The sequence below is a fragment of the Notoacmeibacter ruber genome (assembly GCF_003668555.1).
In the GTDB taxonomy this organism is placed as follows: domain Bacteria; phylum Pseudomonadota; class Alphaproteobacteria; order Rhizobiales; family Rhizobiaceae; genus Notoacmeibacter; species Notoacmeibacter ruber.
Genome location: NZ_RCWN01000001.1, coordinates 1,437,282 through 1,456,841 on the forward strand (window position 1 = coordinate 1,437,282; position 19,560 = coordinate 1,456,841).

16 protein-coding genes are annotated in these 19,560 nt (G+C 60.7%); 8 read left to right on the top strand and 8 right to left on the bottom strand.

What is annotated here, in order from left to right; genetic code table 11:
• Positions 1-13: 13 nt before the first annotated feature.
• On the bottom strand, positions 14-775 hold the full coding sequence (gene tpiA, locus D8780_RS06805) for a triose-phosphate isomerase (RefSeq protein ID WP_121644922.1): 762 nt from the start codon (positions 773-775) through the stop codon (positions 14-16).
• Positions 776-954: 179 nt separating this feature from the next.
• Between tpiA and D8780_RS06810 the strand changes: the two genes are divergently transcribed.
• The 6 genes from D8780_RS06810 (at position 955) to lexA (ending at position 7,194) form a co-directional block, all read left to right on the top strand.
• Positions 955-2,841, top strand: a complete 1,887-nt coding sequence (locus D8780_RS06810; RefSeq protein ID WP_121644923.1) for a SurA N-terminal domain-containing protein — start codon at positions 955-957, stop codon at positions 2,839-2,841.
• 8 nt (positions 2,842-2,849) lie between these two features.
• Positions 2,850-3,878 (top strand): anthranilate phosphoribosyltransferase, encoded by a 1,029-nt coding sequence (gene trpD / locus D8780_RS06815; RefSeq protein WP_121644924.1) that lies wholly within the window; start codon positions 2,850-2,852, stop codon positions 3,876-3,878.
• Complete coding sequence (gene trpC, locus D8780_RS06820; RefSeq protein WP_121644925.1) at positions 3,875-4,690, top strand: indole-3-glycerol phosphate synthase TrpC; 816 nt, start codon at positions 3,875-3,877, stop codon at positions 4,688-4,690. Before trpD ends, trpC begins: the two co-directional genes overlap by 4 nt.
• Positions 4,687-5,169, top strand: coding sequence for a cyclic pyranopterin monophosphate synthase MoaC (gene moaC, locus D8780_RS06825; protein ID WP_121644926.1), 483 nt, complete (start codon positions 4,687-4,689; stop codon positions 5,167-5,169). Before trpC ends, moaC begins: the two co-directional genes overlap by 4 nt.
• 8 nt (positions 5,170-5,177) lie before the next feature.
• The gene (locus tag D8780_RS06830; protein ID WP_121644927.1) at positions 5,178-6,383 is read left to right on the top strand and encodes a molybdopterin molybdotransferase MoeA; all 1,206 of its coding nucleotides are present in this window, start codon (positions 5,178-5,180) and stop codon (positions 6,381-6,383) included.
• A 91-nt stretch (positions 6,384-6,474) separates the two neighbouring features.
• Positions 6,475-7,194: a transcriptional repressor LexA gene (gene lexA, locus D8780_RS06835; protein ID WP_121646421.1), complete on the top strand. Its 720-nt coding sequence runs from the start codon at positions 6,475-6,477 to the stop codon at positions 7,192-7,194.
• A gap of 25 nt (positions 7,195-7,219) precedes the next feature.
• Here lexA and D8780_RS06840 read toward each other — a convergent pair whose 3' ends face one another.
• Positions 7,220-9,451, bottom strand: coding sequence for a ComEC/Rec2 family competence protein (locus D8780_RS06840; protein ID WP_158598456.1), 2,232 nt, complete (start codon positions 9,449-9,451; stop codon positions 7,220-7,222).
• Between the two features lie 263 nt (positions 9,452-9,714).
• Between D8780_RS06840 and gltX the strand changes: the two genes are divergently transcribed.
• Both gltX and gltA read left to right on the top strand, forming a co-directional pair.
• Positions 9,715-11,139, top strand: a complete 1,425-nt coding sequence (gene gltX, locus D8780_RS06845; protein ID WP_121644929.1) for a glutamate--tRNA ligase — start codon at positions 9,715-9,717, stop codon at positions 11,137-11,139.
• A 144-nt stretch (positions 11,140-11,283) separates the two neighbouring features.
• The gene (gltA, locus tag D8780_RS06850; RefSeq protein ID WP_121644930.1) at positions 11,284-12,573 is read left to right on the top strand and encodes a citrate synthase; all 1,290 of its coding nucleotides are present in this window, start codon (positions 11,284-11,286) and stop codon (positions 12,571-12,573) included.
• 52 nt (positions 12,574-12,625) lie between these two features.
• Here gltA and lpxB read toward each other — a convergent pair whose 3' ends face one another.
• The 6 genes from lpxB to bamA form a co-directional block, all read right to left on the bottom strand.
• Entirely contained in the window at positions 12,626-13,807 is a 1,182-nt protein-coding gene (gene lpxB, locus D8780_RS06855; protein WP_158598457.1) for a lipid-A-disaccharide synthase, read from the bottom strand.
• Positions 13,804-14,658 carry an LpxI family protein gene (locus tag D8780_RS06860; RefSeq protein WP_121644932.1) on the bottom strand — a complete coding sequence of 285 codons (855 nt, stop codon included), beginning with the start codon at positions 14,656-14,658 and terminating at the stop codon, positions 13,804-13,806. The genes lpxB and D8780_RS06860 overlap by 4 nt, the downstream gene beginning before the upstream one ends.
• Position 14,659: 1 nt before the next feature.
• Positions 14,660-15,493, bottom strand: coding sequence for an acyl-ACP--UDP-N-acetylglucosamine O-acyltransferase (gene lpxA / locus D8780_RS06865; protein WP_121644933.1), 834 nt, complete (start codon positions 15,491-15,493; stop codon positions 14,660-14,662).
• A complete protein-coding gene (gene fabZ / locus D8780_RS06870; protein WP_121644934.1) occupies positions 15,493-15,963 on the bottom strand; it encodes a 3-hydroxyacyl-ACP dehydratase FabZ in 471 nt (156 codons plus the stop codon). The genes lpxA and fabZ overlap by 1 nt, the downstream gene beginning before the upstream one ends.
• The gene (lpxD, locus tag D8780_RS06875; RefSeq protein ID WP_121644935.1) at positions 15,960-17,012 is read right to left on the bottom strand and encodes a UDP-3-O-(3-hydroxymyristoyl)glucosamine N-acyltransferase; all 1,053 of its coding nucleotides are present in this window, start codon (positions 17,010-17,012) and stop codon (positions 15,960-15,962) included. Before lpxD ends, fabZ begins: the two co-directional genes overlap by 4 nt.
• A gap of 76 nt (positions 17,013-17,088) precedes the next feature.
• Positions 17,089-19,434 carry an outer membrane protein assembly factor BamA gene (gene bamA / locus D8780_RS06880; protein WP_121644936.1) on the bottom strand — a complete coding sequence of 782 codons (2,346 nt, stop codon included), beginning with the start codon at positions 19,432-19,434 and terminating at the stop codon, positions 17,089-17,091.
• Between the last annotated feature and the right edge of the window lie 126 nt (positions 19,435-19,560).

Sequence of the window (19,560 nt, forward strand, 5' to 3'; positions counted from 1 at the left end):
AACCCCGGATCGCTCAGCCGGAGTAAACCGCCGCGATACCGAGAAAATCATCGGCCTTCAGGCTTGCCCCGCCGATCAGCGCGCCGTTGACGTTTTGGACCGCCATCAGTTCCGCCGCGTTGGCTGGCTTGACCGAGCCGCCGTAAAGGATGCGGACGGACTGGCCGGCCTCACCCAACGCTTCAACGAGCCGCGATCTGATATGAGTATGCGCTTCAGCGACATCCTCCACCGTCGGGGTCAGTCCGGTTCCGATCGCCCATACCGGCTCATACGCCACCACCGTGTTTTCGGCATTTGCCTCAGCCGGAACCGAGCCCGCAATCTGCCTTTCCAATATGTCGAGCGTTTCGCCGGCCTTCCGCTGCGCTTCCGTTTCGCCGACGCAGATAATGGCAGTCAGGCCAGCGCGCCAGCCCGCCTTCGCCTTTTGCGCCACCGTCGCGTCGTCCTCGCCATGATTGGTCCTGCGTTCGGAGTGGCCAACGATAACGTAGCTTGCCCCGCAATCGGCAATCATCTCGGCGGAGATATCGCCGGTGTGGGCGCCCTTCTCTTCAACATGGCAGTCCTCAGCGCCAATCGCGAAATCGCTTCCTGCGACGCTCTTGACCGCGCGGTCTATGAGGGTCGCGGGCACGCAGATGAGTGCCTCGGCCGCACCGCCCGAAGCGTCTTCAAAGCCCGTCGCCATCGTTTGAAGCTCCGACAGATGAGCAGCAAGGCCGTTCATCTTCCAGTTACCTGCGACAAGAGGGCGGATAGAAGAAGGCATTTGGCGTTCCTTTGCGCATTGCGTGGCAGATCGGGCGCCTTCTTGAAGCAATTGCCGCGCCGTTGCAATCGAAACTCCATGAGTCGATCACGCGTCAAAGGCGAAGTTCTATGCCTTGATCCATCACCGCCGAGACCGTAAACCGGCCCGAACAGAAACGACCAGACAAGACGGTTTTCATGCTTCAAATGCTCCGCCACGCGGCCGGGACCTGGGTCGCCAAGCTCCTGCTACTCCTCCTCGTTGCCAGTTTTGCCGTCTGGGGGATTTCCGGCCAGGTCGCCGGCGGCTTTGGAGACAAGGTCGTTGTCGCCGGCGATGCGTCTGCCTCCACCACCGATTACCGTCTGGCCTATGACAGAAGAATCCTGACGCTGTCCCGACAGTTCGGCCAGCGGATCACGCGTGAACAGGCGCGCTCGCTCGGGGTCGACAACCAGGCTCTCGCCGAGTTGGTCTCTGGAACATTGCTCGATGCCCAGGCCCAGGATCTCGGCCTCGGTCTTTCGCGTCAGCGCCTTGCCCAGATCGCCGGATCCGATCCGACATTCCGCGGCCCCGACGGGCGTTTCGATCGTGGCACATTCAACGCAGTCCTGCGCGAAGTCGGCATGCGGCCAGAAGATTATCTCCGCAGCCAGTCTCAAGTTGCCGTCCGCCAGCAGATCGTGGCCGCCATTGCCGACGGCACGGACGTTCCCGATACCTACCTGTCAGCGGTTGCCCTCTATCGTGGAGAGCGCCGAAACGCCGAATATATAAGCCTGACACCGAAGGCCTTGCCGGAGCCTGCCGCACCAAGCGACGAAGAGCTTACCGAGTGGTACGAGCAGAACGCCGCACAGTTCGATGCACCGGAATATCGGGATGTGTCTTTGATCGTTCTCGATCCTGCCGCCATCGCGGATCACGAATCGATTACCGACGAAAAAGTAGCCGACGAATATGAACGGACCCAGAGCCGTTATGGCCAGCCTGAAAAGCGAACCGTGCAGCAGCTTCTCTATCCTGACATGCAAGCGGCGGAAGCCGCGCTTGCAAAGCTGGAAGGCGGCGCCGACTATGATGTTCTCCTTTCCGATGCGGGACGCACCGTTTCGCAGGCAACCCTCGGCTCGGTAACCAAATCGGACATTGCCGACCCCGCGATCGCCGATGCGGCCTTTGCGCTTGAGAGTCCCGGCACGACCGACATTGTGGAGGGCAAGTTCGGACCGGCCATCCTGCGTGTTACCGAAGTGACGCCGCCCTCCGCCACGCCACTCGACGAGGTCGCTGATGATATCCGCGAAGAACTTGCCCTGTCGCAGGCGCGCAACGAACTGCTGTCGATTTACGACACCTATGAAGACGCCCGCGCCGGCGGCGCCACCTTGACCGAAGCGGCCGAACGGATCGGCGTGCCGGTCCGCCGTATCGAAGCGATCGATGCGCAGGGCGCGGGCAAGGACGGCGAACCGGTGGCCGACCTCCCGGAGGCTGAGAACCTTCTGACCGGCATCTTCGATGCGGATGAAGGGCTGGAGAACCCCTCAGAGAACCTCAGGGGCGACGGCTTCGTTTTCTACGAGGTGAACGGCATCACCCCTGCTCGTTCACGGCCTCTGGACGAGGTCCGCGAAGAAGCGCTCGCCGCCTACAAGGCCGAAAAAGCGCGCGGCGCGGTCAACGAACTGGCCACGACACTGGAACAACGGCTTCGCGAAGGCGATGAACTTGCCGCAATTGCTGGTGAACTCGGCCTTTCCGTCCAGACGGTCACCGACCTGAAGCGGGACAGCCAGAACCAGTCGCTCGCAGCCAATGCCGTCGAGGCCATCTTCGGCGTACCCAGTGATGGGGCGGGCAATGTGCGCGCTGCCGACGGCCAGACCTACATCGTCTTTCATGTCGCCGATGTCTTCCGTCCTGTCGCAAGTGGCGCGGGCGCGGTGGCCGACAGCGAGCAGACGGCATTCAGCCGGGCTGTTAGCGATGATCTGCTGCGGCAGCTCGTTGATCGCCTCGAGACAGTCTATGCACCCCAGATCGATCAGGGCGCAGCCCAGCGCGCATTGAGTTACTAGGATCGACAATGACTGATGCAATGAAGCCGCTGATCGCCAAACTGGCCGATGGCGCACCCCTGGACCGCAAAGAGGCCTCCAACGCATTTTCCATCATTATGGATGGCGAAGCGCATCCTGCCCAGATCGGCGCATTTCTCATGGCGTTGCGACTGAGGGGTGAAACCAAAGACGAAATCGAGGGCGCCGTCAGAGCGATGCGCGAACGGATGAGCCCTGTCCAGGCACCCGCGGACGCCATCGATATCGTCGGCACAGGGGGGGACGGCTCGGGCAGCTATAACGTCTCGACAGCCGCCGCCTTCATCGTGGCCGGTTGCGGCGTACCGATCGCCAAACACGGCAATCGGGCGCTTTCCAGTCGCTCAGGCACGGCCGATACATTGGCAGCACTGGGCATCAATATCGAGATCGGTGCCGGCGAGATCGCGCAATGCATAAAAGAGGCTGGGATCGGCTTCATGTTTGCGCCCAATCACCACGCTGCGATGCGCCATGTCGGGCCGAGCCGCGTGGCGCTCGGCACACGCACGGTCTTCAATCTCGTCGGACCGATGTCCAATCCAGCGGGTGTCAGGCGTCAACTGATCGGCGTCTTCTCTCCGCAATGGCTCGAACCGATGGCAAAGGCTTTGCGCGAACTCGGCTCTGAAAAACTCTGGATTGTCCACGGTAGCGGACTCGATGAACTGACGACCGCCGGAGAAACCGAGGTCGTCATCCTCGAGAACGGCGAAATCTCGCGGCGTCTCCTGACGCCGGAGGATGCCGGCTTGCCTCGCGGCAACCCCGCCGACCTCAAGGGCGGCGACGCCGAACATAATGCCGAAGCACTCCGCAGACTGCTGGACGGCGAGAAGAGCGCCTATCGCGACATTGCGGTGCTGAACAGCGCAGCCGCACTGGTTATCGCAGACAAGGCAAATGATCTCCGAGAAGGCGCAGAGATCGCCGCAGCGTCGATTGATGAAGGACGGGCCGCGGCAACTCTCGACAGGCTGGTCGAGGTTTCCAACCGCGAAAGCGCTGAGACATGACCGATATCCTGAAGAAGATCGAAGTCTATAAACGCGAGGAAATTGCCGCGGCAAAAGCCTCGATCTCATCCGACGAAATCAGACGACGCGCGATGGAGGCCGCCCCTCCGCGTGATTTTGCCGGCGCTTTGCGAAAGCGCATCGCGGAAGGTCGCCCCGGCCTCATCGCCGAGATCAAGAAGGCGAGCCCATCCAAGGGCCTCATCCGACCCGATTTCGATCCGCCCGCCCTCGCCGCGGCTTATGCGGCAGGCGGTGCGGCCTGCCTGTCGATCCTGACCGACCGGCCCTCCTTTCAGGGCCACCCCGATTATCTGACCCAGGCGAGGAGGGCCTGCGAGCTGCCGGCGCTGCGCAAGGACTTCATGTTCGAGCCCTATCAGGTCTATGAAGCACGCAGTTGGCAGGCCGACGCCATTCTGATCATCATGGCCAGCCTCTCGGACGATGAAGCGCTTGCGCTTGAAGAGACGGCCCATGAATTGGGGATGGCCGCGCTCATCGAAGTGCATGATGAAAACGAATTGGAACGCGCACTTCGCCGTCTCTCATCGCCTCTTATCGGCGTCAACAATCGCGATCTGCGGACATTCGAAGTCACTCTCGAAACATCAGAGCGGCTGGCGGAGATGGTTCCTGACGACCGTATCGTAATTGCAGAGAGCGGCATCGCCACGGCCGATGATTGTGCACGCCTGTCGCGCCATGGTATCGAATGCTTCCTCGTCGGTGAGAGTCTCATGCGTCAAGCCGATGTGACGTCGGCGACGCAACGACTGCTCGCCCGCGCTCAGGCAGGTGCGACGGTATGAGCGAAGATGAACTGACCCATCTGGCCGCATCGGGCGAAGCCAATATGGTCGATGTCGGCGACAAGGCGGAGACAGTTCGCACCGCCGTTGCAGGTGCCACCGTCACAATGAAGCCCGAGACCCTCCGGATCATCCTCGCCGGCGATGCGAAGAAGGGCGATGTCATCGGCACGGCGCGCATTGCCGGCATCATGGCTGCCAAGCGCACCCACGAACTGATTCCCCTCTGCCATCCGCTAATGCTGACCAAGGTCGCCGTCGAAATCGAGCCCGATCAATCCTTGCCGGGCTTGCGCATTCGTGCGCTCGCACGATTGACGGGCAGGACCGGCGTCGAAATGGAGGCGCTGACTGCAGCTTCCGTCACGGCTCTCACCATCTACGACATGGCCAAAGCCGTCGATAAAGGCATGCGAATCGGCGACGTGACTCTCATTGAAAAGACCGGAGGCAAATCCGGCGACTGGCGAACGGAATAGGACGATCCATGGCGTTGCTCCCGGTTGACGAGGCTCTTTCACGCCTTCTGAAGCAGGCATCCCCCTTGTCTGCCGAGACGGTCGCTCTTGACGCTGCGGTGGGACGCATTCTTGCATCGCCGCTTCATGCGAAACGGACCCAGCCTCCCTTTGAAGGCTCCGCCATGGATGGCTATGCCGTGCGGGCTGCTGATCTCGATCCGGATGGCGTGCCCTTGGAACTGATCGGCGAATCGGCCGCCGGACACCCCTTCCCTGGTTCTGTCGAACCGGGCCAGACTGTGCGGATTTTTACCGGCGCGACCATGCCGGACGGCGCCGATACGGTTCTGATGCAGGAAAATGCCGAACGTATTGACGACAAAACCGTCAGACCGACCCAAAAGGAACCGGTGGGACGGCATGTAAGGCCTGCCGGCGTCGACTTTTCCGAGGGCGATCTGATGCTGGAAAGCGGAACGAAACTTGATTTCGCTGCCCTCTCCCTCGCTGCCGCAGCCTCGCATCCCACCGTCGACGTCCACCGCAAGCCGCGCGTCGCCATTCTCGCCACGGGCGACGAACTGAAAGCGCCCGGCGAAAGCCTCGCTCCCGGTCAGATCATCGCTTCCAACACGTATGGCATCTCCGCAATCGTGAGCGAGATGGGCGGCGTTGCACTCGATCTGGGGATTACGCCTGATAAGCCTGCGGCCCTGCAAGCCGCGATCGACAAGGCTCAATCGCAGGACTGCGACGTCATCGTGACGCTGGGAGGAGCTTCGGTCGGTGACCACGATCTGGTGCAGAAGGCCATGGTCGACGCTGGTATGGTCCTTGATTTCTGGAAGATCGCGATGCGGCCCGGAAAGCCCCTCATGGTGGGGCGGCTTGACGGCATTCACGTCCTGGGCCTGCCGGGCAATCCTGTCTCCTCCATGGTCTGCGCGCACCTCTTCCTGCGCCCTCTTCTGTGCCGGCTTCTGGGCTCCACTTACAAACCGAAGACAGTGGCGGCCCAATTGACCGCACATCTCGAGGCCAATTCCGGTCGCCAGCATTACATGCGCGCCTCGGCCTCCTATGATGGCGACTGCTGGACGGTCGAACCGGCCGGTTCGCAGGATTCCTCCCTCCTCCGCGTCATGACCATCGGCAACGCGCTCATTGTTCGCCCGCCGCACGCGCCAGCTGCTGAACCTGGCGAAAAGGTACTTGTCGACCTCTGGCGCTGACCTTACCCTGCGGGACCTACTTGCAGAACATGAGAAGAACAGATAGTGTCTGTTCATTCTATGTATCGCTTTGATTCTGCGAGGCGCAGCGATGTTGACTAAGAAACAGCGTGAACTTCTTCTCTATATCGACCAACGGTTGAAGGAGACAGGCATTCCACCGTCCTTCGACGAGATGAAGGATGCGCTCGATCTCGCATCGAAAAGCGGCATTCACCGACTGATTACGGCACTGGAGGAGCGTGGTTTCATCCGCCGTCTGCCGAACAGGGCGCGTGCGCTGGAAATCATCCGTCTGCCGAATACGGCTGCGCCGGGCGGCAATACGGGTTTTCGTCCCTCTGTCATCGAAGGCAGTCTCGGCAAGAAGAAAGAAGCGCCCTCTTCTTCGGGTCCTGGTCGCGGCCCGTCTGAGGCCGCCAATGAATCTGGCATCAGTGTTCCGGTCATGGGCCGCATCGCCGCGGGTGTTCCGATTTCCGCTATTCAGCAGCAGACCGACAGTATCGCGGTTCCGCCATCCATGATCGCCGGCGGCGTTCATTACGCATTGGAAGTGCGCGGAGATTCGATGGTCGAGGCGGGTATCCTCGACGGTGACACGGTCATTATCAAGGATGGCACCGTTGCTGATCCGGGCGATATTGTGGTCGCTCTCGTCGATGACGAGGAAGCGACGCTGAAGCGCTTTCGCCGCAAGGGAGCCTCCATCGCACTCGAGGCAGCCAATCCCGCCTATGAGACGCGAATCTTCCCCCCCGATCGGGTCAAGGTGCAGGGTCGCCTTGTCGGCCTCCTGCGCCGGTATTAAGGCGCGGCTCGGCCCGCAGCGATTTTCAGGGTTTGTCCTTGTCTCCAGACGTATCGCGTTTGCGCGGAGTCCAGTCTGGCAGGCCGCGGGCGGGGCGGCTCCATCGCCTGGCATCGTGCCAGGGCATCGACATGTCTTTGAACGAATAGCTGACGCTCCAGCCGCCGCCCTCTTTTCTCCACAGAGCGGCGGAGCCGTGTTTGGCCAAATCCATGCGATCGATCGTAAGGGTCGGTGAACGCGTGGAGCATCGTCCGGCCTTGGGCTGCGTCGTGTCCCCAATGACGATAATGGCGGCGCGCCCGCACCATGACGCGCGATCCTCCGCATATTTCAGCCATATGATGGGGAGGCTGTCGGGTGGGTCGTAAAGACAAAGGCGTTCGCTGCAGAAGAAACGCTCGTCAGATCGTGCGATCATAGGGGCGCCACTCGGTTCGACAACTTTTTGGGGACCGATGAGACGTTCAGCGCCGAGCGCAGCCATCCACTGATCGCCGACAAAGTTCGATAGTCTCGCCCGATTGGAGATCATCGTACCCTCGGCACCCGCCAGCGCGACGGCGCGCCCATTATCCAGAATGAAACCGGCGGGCCTCTCGCCGGTCCCCAGCAGGCCGAGGCCGATGATCGCGAACGGAAGTGCTGTCCAGCGCAGGGCGGTCTGCAGGACGGCAAACAGGGCCAGAGCGATTGTCAGAAGCATAACGCCTTGGCCGGCGACGAGCCCGGCACGATCGGGGGGCGAGATTTCCGAAACAAATCTGGCGATCCATAGCATCGCCTCGATGCCCTCACCCATCAGTTTGAGAAACGGTGCTTCGAGTCCGAACGGCATGAGCAGAAGCGAAAGAACGGCCATCGGCATGACAAGGATAGAGATAACCGGCGCCGCGAGTAGATTGCCGAGCGGTGCGAGCGGCGCGACCCGCTGGAAGTGCCACAGCGCGAAGATGGTCGTGGCGGCGCCGGCAATAAGCGTCGTGGCGAGAATACCCGCTCCGAAACGAACCGGTAAATTCAGCAGGCCTGCACCGGCACGGCTCTCGCGGGCGAGGTGTCGCCGCCTCTGCCAGAGGCTGTGCGAGCGATACGCCGCGATGAGCGCGGCGGTCGCCGCGAAAGACATCTGAAAACTCGGCCCTATGACCTCGTGAGGCGCAATCAGAACCACCAGAACCATGGCCAATGCCAGGTTGCGCATGGTGATAGCGGTACGGTCGCACAACAGCGCCGCGAGCATGATCGCCAGCATGATAAAACTGCGCTGTGTAGCGATCGCCGCGCCGCTGAGCACAAGATAGCCACCAGCCGCCAAAAGACCTCCAGCGGCCGCCCATTTACGGATGGAATACCGCGCCGCCATTGTTGGAAACAGGGCAAGGGCAAGCCTGATGGCGCCGATGACCGTGCCCGCAGCGAGGGCCATATGGAGGCCGGAGATGGACAGAACATGCGCCAGGCCGCTAACCCGCAACGCTTCGCGTTCGTCGTCCCCGATCGCTGCGCCGTAACCGGCAATAAGAGCGGATGCGATGGCTGCGCTCGGCCCGTTGAGAACCATCGCGATCCGTCGGTCGATCGTCTCGCGCAGCCGATTGACCCTTGCCTTCACCTGTTCCGCCATGTCGGGCGAAGGCGCTATCTTCACCCGCTCCATTTTTCCCAGGGCGAAACCGATGGCACCCAGCCCGTCGAACCATGCATTGAAGGAAAAATCATATCCGCCAGGTCGGACTGGCCCGGATGGCGGCAGCAATCGTGCGCGTAACCTCACCACCTCGCCCGCTTGGGCCTCGGAACTGCCTCCGCGTATGGTCACGCGCACCTTGTCAGGCGCATAGCGCAACTCCGGTCGGGTTGTTTCCACGACCGAGAGAACCAGCCGTCGGCGCCCATCTCCCAGCCGTTCACTGTTGAGAATACGCCCCGTGAGCACTGTCGCGACGGGTGAGCCGAGGGTCTGGTGATTGCGGAAGGCCACATGCATTGCAGCGGTCGCGGCGCCCGCAAGCATGGCGAACAGCAGCAGAAAAATCGCGCCACTCATTCGCCCCCGCCGGACAAAAGCGATAGCCAAAGCGGGCGTGCCTATCGCGATGAGCTGCCAGTGCTCAAGGGGAGCGCGCATGGCGAAATAGAGAAACGCTCCGCTAGCGAAGAGAAGTGCGGAAGCAACGAAGAGGCTGCCTCGTTCGGTTTCCTCTATCAGAAGCGATCGGGCTTTTCGAAACGTCCCGCGCAAAGCTTGGGCCATTCGTTGCGCCGAATTCGTCGAACGTTTCTCTATGCCTGGTTCGAATGAGGATCTCGCGTCAGTCGCCGGGTCGCCGCGCAGGTGAGAGACGACGCCATCGACGAGCCGCCGTTCATCGATATCTCGCTGCCCGGAAACAGGGTTCATGCTCATATCGCCTCATCCGCGGCTCGGCCTTGCACCGCCGCAGACCTATGCTACACGGGCGGACCGGCCTTGCAAAAATCCGAAGGCCGAATGTCATCAAAGCAGTCCGAGATTTTATGACCGATAAAATTGTCACGCGCTTCGCCCCTTCGCCCACCGGCTTCCTTCACATCGGAGGCGCCCGCACGGCTCTTTTCAACTGGCTCTTTGCGCAAAGGCACGGGGGAACGATGCTGCTCCGTATCGAGGATACGGACCGCGCCCGCTCGACCGAAGAAGCGACGGCGGCCATTCTCGAAGGGCTGTCCTGGCTTGAGCTCGGATGGCAGGGAGAGCCGGTCTCCCAATATGAATGCGCCGGACGCCACCGCGAGATCGCCCAGCAGCTGTTGGAGGCAGGACAGGCCTACAAGTGCTTCGCCACGCCTGAAGAACTCACCGAAATGCGCGAGCAGGCGAAAGCGGAAAAGCGTCCGCCACGCTATGATGGTCGCTGGCGCGACCGCGACCCTGCCGAGGCACCGGAAGGCGCACCCTACTCCATCCGCCTGAAGGCCCCGCGGGATGGCGAAACGATCGTCAGAGACAAGGTGCAGGGAGATGTCCGTTTTCCCAACAAGGATCTGGATGACTTCATCATTTTGCGATCGGACGGGAATCCGACCTATATGCTGGCCGTGGTCGTCGACGATCATGATATGGGCGTGACCCATATCGTTCGTGGCGACGATCACCTGACCAATGCTGCTCGCCAGACTCTGATCTATCAGGCCATGGGTTGGGACGTCCCCGTCATGGCGCATATTCCGTTGATCCACGGCCCGGACGGAGCGAAACTCTCCAAGCGGCACGGCGCACTTGGCGTGGAGGCGTACCGCGCCATGGGCTACCTGCCGCAAGCGCTGCGAAACTATCTCGTGCGACTTGGCTGGAGCCATGGCGACGATGAGGTCATGAGTCTCGATCAGATGATCGAGTGGTTCGCGCTGGAAGATATCAACAAGGGCGCCGCCCGTTTCGACTTCAAGAAGCTCGAAGCGCTGAACGGTCAGTATATGCGGGCGGCAGACGCCGATGAATTGACGCAAACACTGCTAGAGACGCTGCCCCACCTGCCCGGCGGGCCCGAATTAGCCGAGAGGCTCGACGATAGTCGCAAGGAACAGCTTCGCCTCGCCATGCCCGGTCTGAAGGAGCGAGCCAAGACACTTGTCGAACTCGTCGGGGCCTCTGAATTCATCGTGGCGAGCAGACCTGTCCCGCTGGAAGAGAAGGCCGCCCAGCTTCTGGATGCGGATGCAAAGGCACTGCTTTCCAGGCTGGAGCCGCAACTTCAGGCAGTTGATAACTGGGCACCCGAACCGTTGGAGCAGGTTATTCGGGACTTCGCCGAAGCCGAGGAACTGAAGCTCGGCAAGGTGGCGCAGCCGCTCCGGGCCGCGTTGACCGGGCGGGCGGTATCACCCGGCGTCTTTGACGTGATGGTGGTCCTCGGTCGCGACGAATCCCTTGCTCGGCTTGGCGATCAGACGAAGGGGTAGAGCGACCTATCGTGTTGCAGCGCAAGCGAAACGGAGTCGATTGCTTGGCATGGTCTCACAAATAGGATAGTCAGTGCGCAACCCTGCCTTTGGTGCGGCGCAACAAGGTGCGGGAGGAGGTGTGCAAGAACGTGAGGATTTTTTATGAGCGATAAAAAAGCGAAACTGGAACTGGGTGGCGAAAGCTACGAGTTCGGTGTTCATTCCGGCACACTCGGTCCCGACGTTGTGGATATTTCATCACTCTACGCATCGACCGGTGCTTTCACCTATGATCCGGGCTTTACGTCAACTGCAAGCTGTGAATCCGACATCACCTTCATCAACGGTGAAGAAGGCGTCCTACTGCATCGCGGCTACCCGATCGACCAACTCGCCGAGAAAGGCTCGTTCCTCGAGGTCTGCTATCTGCTGCTCTACGGCGAATTGCCGAACAAGGAGCAGATGGAAGATTTCGAATATCGGGTAACGCACCACACCATGGTGCACGAGCAGATGAACCGGTTCTTCTCCGGCTTCCGCCGTGATGCGCATCCGATGGCGATCATGTGCGGCGTGATTGGCGCGATGAGCGCATTCTACCACGATTCCACGGATATTTCCGATCCCCGTCAGCGGATGATTGCGTCGCTCCGCATGATCGCGAAGATGCCGACAATCGCCGCAATGGCTTTCAAGTATCATATCGGCCAGCCCTTCGTTTATCCGAAGAACGACCTTTCCTATGCCGGGAATTTCCTGCGCATGTGCTTCTCGGTTCCCTGTGAGGAGTACGAGGTCAATCCGGTCCTGGCCCGCGCCATGGATCGCATCTTCATCCTCCACGCCGACCACGAGCAGAACGCGTCGACATCGACCGTTCGTCTCGCAGGTTCGTCGGGTGCCAACCCCTTCGCGTGTATCGCGGCCGGTATCGCCTGCCTCTGGGGTCCCGCACATGGCGGCGCCAACGAAGCGGCGCTCAACATGCTGGCCGAGATCGGTTCGGTCGATCAGATCCCGGAATACATCAAGCGTGCAAAGGACAAGAACGATCCCTTCCGCCTGATGGGCTTTGGCCACCGCGTCTACAAGAACTACGATCCGCGCGCCAAGATCATGCAGAAAACCTGCCACGAGGTTCTCGCCGAGCTCGGTATCAAGGACGATCCGCTTCTCGATGTTGCGATGGAGCTGGAAAAGATCGCCCTGACGGACGACTACTTCGTCGAAAAGAAGCTTTATCCTAATATCGACTTCTATTCAGGCATCACGCTAAAGGCGCTCGGTTTCCCGACGACCATGTTCACCGTGCTCTTCGCGCTCGCGCGAACCGTCGGCTGGATCGCCCAGTGGAAGGAAATGATCGAGGATCCGCGCCAGAAGATCGGCCGTCCGCGCCAGCTTTATACCGGCGCCCCGCAGCGCGATTATATTCCGATGGAAAAGCGCTGATTTCTTCTCAGCAGCAGGAAATGGCCAAACCGCCGCGGTCTCCGCGGCGGTTTTATTTTGACCCGCCGAGGCGACCCGCGGAAGCGCTTTCAATCACTTCCATGAGCATACGCGCTCCCACGCGGCCGGGCGGCTCGGAGACATCCATCCGATCCCGGATGGCCGCAAAGCCTTCCTTCTGGGCTCCGCGTGCCTGTTCGCTCTCCAGAAGGCGTGCGAGCTCGCGGGCGATATTGGACGGACGTCCATCGAAATCGTGAAGCTCTGGAATGATTGGCCTGTCCGCGACAAGATTGGGCAATGAGGTCGACCAGACCGGAATGAATTGATGTGCCCACCAGGCGACCTTGTCGATGCGGTATGTGGAGACGAAGGGCAGCCCGCCAAGCGCAAGTTCCAGCGTGACCGTTCCCGATGCGGCTACCGCAATATCGGCTGACGCGAAGGCTTTATGGCGCGCCTGCTCGCCGGTCAGGATGGTGACCTCGCGGGGCCAGTCCGCGACGAGCTCCCGTACGAGCGGTTCGATCCGCGCAACGGTCGGCAGGACAAGCCGCGGACGATGCCCCAGCTCCTCAAGAAGAAGAATGGCTTCTTTGTAACGCGGGAGCAGAACCTTGGCGTCACGGCCGCGAGATCCGGGCAGAAGAAGCAATGTCGGTTCATCGCCCACCTGCCGCGCCTTCTGTACCTCGAAGCTGCTCTTGAGGCTTTCCAGCCGCGCCAGCCGGTGGCCGACATAAGTGGCCGCTGGCCCCTCTAACCGCGCCAAGGCTTCCGGCTCGAAGGGCAGGAGACAGAGGACATGGTCGATGTAAGACGCCATCTCCTTCGCGCGCCACTGACGCCAAGCCCATACCTGAGGGCAGACGAGGTCGATGACCGGAAGGTCCGGCAATGCGGCTCTCACTCGACGCGCGACGCGGTGCGTGAAATCGGGACTGTCGACGATCAGAAGCGCGTCTGGCCGCGCCTTGACGATTGCAGAAGAAACGCGGCGAATATGGTTCAAGAGCTTTGGCAGGCTCGTCAGGACTGCCGCGATGCCTTTGATCGAAATATCCTCTGGATCGATCAGGGAACGCTGTCCGAGCTTTGCAAGATGTTCGCCGCCCGTACCGATCAGATCGATCTGGCGACCGGTCAGGTCCCGCAGCTCGGCAATGAGATCGGCAGCCAGAATGTCACCCGACTCTTCACCGGCGACCACCGCGATCGTAAGCGGTGAACTCAAAGCGTTTCCTCCTTTGCGCCCCAGAGAAAGAGACCCGCTTCGTCAGCGGCGGCAATCGTGTCCTCCAACTTCAGAATCAAAGATCGTTCGGCTTCGACTGCAATTCCGGAAAGGCGGGCATTCAAAGCCTGGCGAACGGTTTCCGGCCCGATCGAGGGCAAGTCGCTGCGCATATCCTGTTCCGGCTTTGCGCATTTGACCAGCACGCCCCGCCTACCACTTCCGATCCGGCCATGGTCACGCATCTCGCCCACGCGGTGGAGCAACCCTTCGGTCCCTTCGATCCCCTCGACTGCGACGGCCCGCTTGCCGAACACAACCGCCGCCTGCCCGATATCGAGTTGGCCGAGTGCCTTGGCGGCGCGAAAGCCAGCAGAGATCGAATCCAGATCTGGTTTGAGGGGCTTGATTTCACCAATCTGACCTGCCGGGGCCAAAAGTTCAGGCAGGATTTCCTGCACCGGCACAAGCTCGACGCCCATCTGCTCCAGCGCCGCGTGAGCCGTCCGAAGGAGTGCGTCGTCTCCGGCCGAGAGCGCGCGGACGGCGGAGGGCAACACGGGCAGAAGTTTCAGCGGAAGGCGGATCGACTGCCATCGGGGTCGCCTGACGATGCCCCCACCCATCACCATCTGCGAAACGTTCTCGCGCGCGAGGATTCGGGCCAATGAGCGCAGATCCTCTATCGGAGCGCGGTAAACTGGCAGGTCGCCAAAGTCCTGGTCAGCCTCGCCTTCGATAGCGAGGATCACCACACGCCTTCCTTTTTGGGACAGGCCTTTCGCCAGCAGAAGAGGCAGATCGCCGCTACCGGCAAGGATTCCAATCGTGGGTTCCTTATCGGTTGTCATTCTACATCAGTGGTGCGTCATCGGATTCGGAACCGGACGAACCAAGCTCACGCCTCGGCCGCATGACGGGCCTCTTCCCACGCTTTTCGAGAAAGTCGATGATCTCCGCGACGATCTTGTGATCGCCGAATTGCTCGCGTGCCAGTTCAAGATTTCCAGCTATGGTCCCGTCCGTCGCATAGATGACGCCATAGGCGGCACGCATCGTATCGATATCCGATCGCTTCATGCCCGACCGCCTCATCCCGATCAGGTTGAAACCATGAAGGACGGCAGGATCGCGCGCCGCGAGACCGAAAGGAATGACATCGTGCCCGACCGCTGAAGCGCCCCCGATGAAGGCGTGATGGCCGATCCTGACGAACTGCAATACCGCCGTGAAACCTCCGACGCTGGCATGGTCCGCGACTTCGACATGACCTGCCAGCGCGCTGGCGCCGCCGATGATCACATGATCGCCGATGTGGCAGTCATGCGCGACGTGACATTGAGCAAAGAGGTGGCAATGCGATCCGATAAGCGTTTTGCCGGTACTGTTCGAGGAGCCGACATGCACCGTGGCGCTTTCGCGAATGATTGTTTCGGCTCCGATCTCCAGAACCGTATCCGAGCCTTCATGTCGAAAGTTCTGCGGTTGCCCACCTAGGACCGCGAAAGGATGGACGACGCACCCCTCCCCCAGTGTGGTCCGACCACTCACGCTGACATGGCTGATCAGCTCCACACGATCATGCAGAACCGCCTGTGAGCGGACGTGGCAGAACGGCCCGATAGTAACATCCGTGCCGAGCTGGGCGCCGTCCTCGACGATTGCGCTGGGATGGATATTCGCCATTAACTTGCGGTCTCGGAACTGCCGAGCATGGCTGAAACGGTAGCCTCGGCGACTTTCTGGCCCGAAACGATGGCCTCGCAGGCAAACCGCCAGATATTGCGGCGCTGCTTTTCTTTCTTCACATGGAGTTCCAGCACATCGCCCGGCCCAACGGGACGACGGAACTTGGCATTATCGATCGTCATGAAATAGACGACGCTCTTGCCGCCACCGCCCGTATGGCGCGCGCAGATAGCTCCGGCCGTCTGGGCCATCGCCTCGATGATCAGCACGCCAGGGAAAACCGGCTGGCCGGGAAAGTGCCCCATGAACTGCGGTTCATTGGCGCTGACATTCTTGATACCGATCGCTTCTTCATCGTCCTTGATGCTGACGATCCGGTCGACCATCAGAAAAGGATAGCGGTGCGGAAGCAGTCCCATGATCTCGGTCATGGAAAGGCTGGGGCGTGTCTCGTCAATCTCAATCATTTCTCGTCATCACTCTTTTTGCGTTCGGCTGGCCGCGCGAGGCGTTGAATGGCTGCGGTCAGGCGGAAGAACTGGCGTGCCGGCATGGCTGGAGCGCCAGCCCACCGCTCTCCGGCAGGTATATCGTTCATGACGCCCGCCTTGGCGGCGATCTGCGCCCGCGATCCGACCTTCAGGTGGTCGGCGAAGCCGACCTGTCCACCGATCAGCACGCCGTCGCCTATCGTCACAGAGCCACTCATGCCCGCTTGGGCAGCAACAGCACAAGCTTGTCCGATGTGAACATTGTGGGCCACCTGCACCTGATTATCGATCTTTGTGCCAGCACCGATAACAGTATCGTCGAGCGCGCCGCGATCGACAGTCACATTGGCGCCGAGTTCGACGCCGTCCTGGATGATGACGCGGCCAATCTGCGGCACTTTCTGCAAACCGCGCGGCCCCGGCACGTAGCCGAACCCGTCCTGGCCGATACGACAGCCCGGGTGAAGAATGACGCCGTCGCCGATATGCGCGCACTGGACGGTCACGCCCGCTCCGATGAAGCAACCTCGCCCGATTGTAACGTCCCGGCCGATTACGACATGCGGCGCGACGACCGAGCCGGCGCCAATTTGCACTCCCGCACCGATAACGGCGAACGGCTCGACAGTGACGCCCTCTTCAAGACTGGCTTTGGGATCGATCGACGCCTGCTCGGACACACCGGTCCCGCCCGTCAGCGATGAAGGCGTGACGGCCTGCGGATAAAGTCGTGCAGCGACAATTGCGAAGGCGGACTGCGGCGAATCGTGGAGCAGACAGGCAATGCCGTTCGGCACCTTATCCCTCAGATCCTTCGGAACCAGCACGGCACTGGCCCGCAGATCGGCAAGTTGGGCAGCGTAACGGGGCGACGCGACCAGAGTGAGATAACCCGGACGAGCGGATGAGAGAGACGAAAGGCCCTCGATCTGGCTGGTGGCATCGGCGCCATTCAGATCGAGACCCGCTCCGGTCAGCTCTGCAATTTCGGCCAGGGACAAAGATATGTTCGGTGAAAAAAACATGCATCCCTCAAAATCAAAGGCCCGCCACTCCTCAGGATGTGACGGGCCTTTCATATAATTGGAAAAAAGCTCCGGTCTAGAACTGCGAGCCGATACCAAAGCTGAAACGCTGAACTTCGTCCTCGTCTTTCTTGACGATCGGCTCGGCGTAATTGACCCGCAACGGACCAAAGGGCGAGGCCCACTGGATCCCGACACCGACCGAAGCGCGGATACCGTCCGACTCGTTGACATCGTCAAACGGGGTACCGCCGACGGTCGCGACGTCGGAGAACACTGCGCCGCGGAAGCCGAGGCTTTCAGGCAGGACCGGCATCGGGAATGTCACTTCGGCGCTGGCGTTGGCGTAAGCCTGATACCCCAGATGATCGCCCGAATCGACCGGACCGATACCGTTATACTCAAAGCCGCGGATCAACCGGTCGTTACTGCGGAACAGGTCGAACGTGCGAAGCTCCTCGTCACCCCAAGAGTCGACATAACCGCCACCGACAGTTCCGACAAAGGCCAGATCATACTCTTCATTGAGAAGGGCGAAATACTGTGCTCGAGCCGTCAGCTTGTAATAGCTTGCGTCGCCACCGACACCCGCCAGTTCTGCTTCGGTTTTTGCGTAAATACCCTCGCGCGGCGAGGTAATGCTATCCAGCGTGTTGAAGGTCAGGCCCAGCGTGACCGCCGAGGTCTGCCAGTCACCACGTGCGATGTCTCTGCCAATGAAGTTGGACAGACCACACGTATTGCTGCCCGTGGAGCTATCGGTGATCGAACAGTCATCCAGATCATATTCATCGATCTTGTAAGTGTAGCCGATCTGCGCCGAAAGCGCTTCCGTGATCGGCAGACCGAACCGTACCGTACCGCCGGTCGTGGCGGTGTCGTAATCGTCCAGCTCCGTAGTCGAACGGAACAGGTCGAAACCTGCGGATATCCGACGGCCGAGGAAGTAAGGCTCGGTGAAGGAAATACGGTAATCACGGCTGTTGGTACCGCCGCTGCCTGCCAGGCGAATATATTGCCCCCGGCCAAGGAAGTTGCGTTCCGTCACCGAGAGTTCGACGCTCGGCCCGGAATTGCTGCCGCCGGTCGAATAACCGCCGCCGACCGTGAATTCACCGGTGCTCTTTTCCACCACGTCGACGACCATGACGACCTGGTCGGGCTCAGAGCCCTGCACGGTCGAAATATTGACGGTTTCGAAGAAGTTCAATGCTTCCAGCCGGCGCTTGGCACGCTGAACCAGAACCTGGTTGAAGGCATCGCCTTCCGCGATATCGAATTCACGCCGGATCACATAATCGCGTGTCCGGTCGTTTCCGCGGATTTCGATGCGCTCCACATAGGTGCGCGGGCCCTGATCGATCGTGTAGACCACCGAAATCGTCCGGTTCGCGACATCACGGTCACCGCGCGGGTTCACCTGCGCGAAGACGTAACCACTACCCGCAACGGCCTCAGCCAGCGAAAGGATCGAATCCTCGACATCCTTGGCCGAATAGACTTCACCCTGCTCGGTCTCAACGTAGCGGAGAAGATCCTGACCACCCAGTTCCGGGATGGTCGAGTCGATCGAGATGTCGCCGAAACGATAGCGCTCGCCCTCTTCGATCGCGAAGGTGACGACATACTCGTTTTCGGCTTCGTTCAGAATGCCGTCCGAGGAAACGATCTGGAAATCCGCATAGCCGCGATTGTAATAGAAGCGGCGCAGCGCCTCTTCGTCCGCACGCAGACGGTTCTCATCGTAGACGTCATTGCGGAAGAGGAAGGAGAGGATGTTCGACTTCTTGGTCGAGATCACATCGCGAAGGCGGCGATCCGAATAGGCATTGTTGCCGACGAACTCGATCCGGGCGATCTTCGTACGGTCGCCTTCCTGGATGTCGTAAACGATATTGACGCGGCCATTTCCGACTTCGCTCACCTGCGGCGTCACCACCACATCGGAGCGACCAATCCGCGAATAGACCTCGCGAACAGCTTCAGTGTCCTGATCGAGCGCCGCCTGACTGAACGTGCCGCGCGGCTTCAACTGAACGGCTGCGGCCAGCTGATCGTCCTTGGCCTTCTTGTTGCCGCGGAAGATGACCGCATTCACTGTCGCGTATTCGGACACTTCGACGACGAGTGTGCTGCCGCTCTGAACGACGCTGACGTCGGAGAACAGACCGGTGCCGTAAAGCGATTTGACCGCCTGATCGACATCGCCAGGGCCATAGTTCTGGCCCGGCCGAATACCGGTATAATTGATGATCGTCTGGTCATCGACGCGCTGATTGCCACGCACTTCGATACGGCTCACAACCGCTGCAAAAGCTGCGTCCGCGCTGAAAAGAAACGCCGCGCCCGAAACCGGCCCCACCAGGCCAACGGTCAAAGCTGCGGCTGAAACAGCACGGGTGAATTTGGAAGATGCCTTCATCGGGCTTGCTTACCTCTTGTCGTATCGTCCGGGCCTTCTGCCCCGCACACGAACCCCCGGAACCGTATGGCCGTGTTCTGGCCACCTAACAAGGTCGGGAGTTAATCCTCGTTTACTAATTCTGCG